Below are 2,505 nucleotides of genomic sequence, written 5' to 3' on the forward strand. Positions count from 1 at the left end.
GGAGGGTGCCATTGCGCATGCTTCTACCTGTTCGGGGGAGGGGACATTGCAGGGACATTACCCGGATGCGCTAAAGTGGCGCTATTGCGGTGCAGCGATACCGGACCGTCCGGGGCGCGAACCTTCTTTATTTTCAACACGTTGGAGTCAGGTCAATGCGATTGGTTCTGTTGGGACCGCCCGGTTCGGGCAAGGGGACACAGGCGACGCGCCTGAAGGAAAAGCTCGAGATCGCCCACATTTCCACCGGCGACATGCTGCGCGCTGAAATTGCCGCCGGCTCGGAGCTGGGCAAGCAGGCCAAGTCGGTGATGGATGCCGGCAACCTGGTGTCCGATGAGATCCTGCTGGGCATGCTGAAGTCGCGCCTGGCCCAGGCCGATGTCGCCAAGGGCTTCATTCTTGACGGCTATCCGCGCAATGTGGCCCAGGCCAACGCGCTGGACGGCATGCTGGCCGAGATCGGCCAGCCGCTGGATGCCGTGGTGCAGCTGGACGTGGCCACCGAACTGCTGGTCGAGCGCATCGCCGGCCGTGCGCAGGAGCAGGGCCGCGCCGACGACAATCCGGAATCGGTGCGCAAGCGCCTGCAGGTCTACACCGAGCAGACTGCTCCGGTGGTGGACTTCTACGCCGGCCGGGGCACCCTGGCCCGCGTCGATGGCGTCGGCGAACTGGACGAGATCGAAGCCCGCATCCTGGCGGCGATCAAGCGCTGACCCTCGTGGCCGGTTTATGCCGGCCACCGCAGGCGCAAAAAAACAGGCCTGATCCGCGAGGATCAGGCCTGTTTCGTTTCATAGGTGCCAGCAAAGGGCTTGCTCAGGGCCCCCACAGCATGAGCTCCCTTGGGGATGGCCTCTTGGGGAGTAGGACCGGTTCGGGTACTGCGGCTGGCATCCTGAATTGTGTCCGGGTTCACAGAACATCGCTATCAGGAATTCCCTGACATGTGGCTGGAGTTTTCTCACAGCAGCTGTAGGGGTTCTCTTACCCCGGTGCTGACAATGGCCCTATACAGCCGTGATCGGTCACAATCCCCGGTCATGAGCAGCGTACATATCCTTGCAATCGCCGGCACCTTCATGGGTGGCGTGGCCGCCCTGGCGCGGGAACTGGGCCATACGGTCAGTGGCAGCGACCAGGCCATCTATCCGCCGATGTCGACCCAGCTCGAGCAGCTGGGCATCACCCTGGACCAGGGCTACCGCGCCGACAGCGTGCCGGAGGGCACCGGGCAGGTGGTGATCGGCAACGCGCTGTCGCGCGGCAATCCTGCCGTCGAAGCGGTCCTGGACGTAGGCCAGCGCTACATTTCCGGCGCCCAGTGGCTGTCCGAGCAGGTCCTGCCGGGCCGTGACACCCTGGCCGTGGCCGGTACCCATGGAAAAACCACCACCACCACCATCCTGACCTGGCTGCTGGAGAATGCCGGTCGCTCCCCCGGCTTCCTGATCGGCGGCGTGGCCGAGGACTTCGGCGTGTCCGCCCGCTTGGGCCAGGGCCGCGAGTTCGTTGTCGAAGCCGACGAGTACGACACSGCSTTCTTCGACAAGCGCAGCAAGTTCGTGCACTACCGGCCGCTGGTGGCGATCCTCAACAACCTTGAATACGACCACGCCGACATCTTCCCCGACGTGGCGGCGATCCAGCGCCAGTTCCATCACCTGGTGCGTACCGTGCCGGCGCGCGGCCGCCTGATCGTCAATGGCGAAGACGCGCACCTGGCCGAAGTGCTGGCGATGGGCTGCTGGACCCCGGTCGAACGCTTCGGCTTCGACCCCGCGCTGGAATGGCATGCCGAGCTGTTGGCCGCCGATGGCAGCGCGTTCCGCGTCCATCATCGCGGGCAGGCGCTGGGTGATGTGCACTGGTCGCTGCTGGGCCGGCACAATGTGCTCAATGGCCTGGCTGCGCTGGCCGCTGCGCACGYCGTGGGTGTCGCGCCGGCCGAGGTGATCCCGGCGCTGGCGCGCTTCCGCAGCGTCAAGCGGCGCATGGAAGTGATCGGCAACCACGATGGCATCACCGTCTACGACGACTTCGCCCATCACCCGACCGCGATTGCGACGACCCTCGAAGGGCTGCGTGCCAGGGTCGGTGATGCCCGCATCGTGGTGGCGATGGAGCCGCGCAGCAATTCGATGCGGTTGGGCGCTCACGCACAAGCACTGGCACCGTCCTTGGCACTCGCCGATGAGGTGGTGTTCCTGCACCGCCCGGAGCTGGCCTGGGATGCGGCAGCGGTGATCGCGGCGGTGCGCGGACAGGCGCATGCTGTGGCCGACACCGATGCGCTGTTGGCGCAGCTGCAGGCCGACGTGCGCAGCGGCGACCATGTGGTGTTCATGTCCAACGGCGGCTTCGACGGCGCGCCGCGCCGCTTCCTTGCAGGGCTGCAGGCACGATGAGCAGTGAGGGTTCGCTGCCGCTGTTCCCGCTGCATACGACGCTGCTGCCGGGCGCGGCCATCGGCCTGCGGGTCTTCGAGCCACGCTACCTGGA

General features: G+C 66.1%; 2 protein-coding genes and 1 pseudogene. All 3 read left to right on the plus strand.

Features of this window, described 5'->3' with window-relative positions; all coding sequences use genetic code 11:
• The first annotated feature begins 155 nt into the window (after positions 1-155).
• Positions 156-719 carry an adenylate kinase gene (locus AC1VAN_RS18325; RefSeq protein ID WP_025874177.1) on the plus strand — a complete coding sequence of 188 codons (564 nt, stop codon included), beginning with the start codon at positions 156-158 and terminating at the stop codon, positions 717-719.
• Between the two features lie 327 nt (positions 720-1,046).
• A complete protein-coding gene (mpl, locus tag AC1VAN_RS18330) occupies positions 1,047-2,411 on the plus strand; it encodes a UDP-N-acetylmuramate:L-alanyl-gamma-D-glutamyl-meso-diaminopimelate ligase (protein WP_480986391.1) in 1,365 nt (454 codons plus the stop codon).
• Positions 2,408-2,505: pseudogene (locus AC1VAN_RS18335) on the plus strand (LON peptidase substrate-binding domain-containing protein); the annotation flags it as partial. The gene mpl and the pseudogene AC1VAN_RS18335, both read left to right, overlap by 4 nt.

The sequence above is a fragment of the Stenotrophomonas sp. 05L44_2 genome (genome assembly GCF_056665995.1).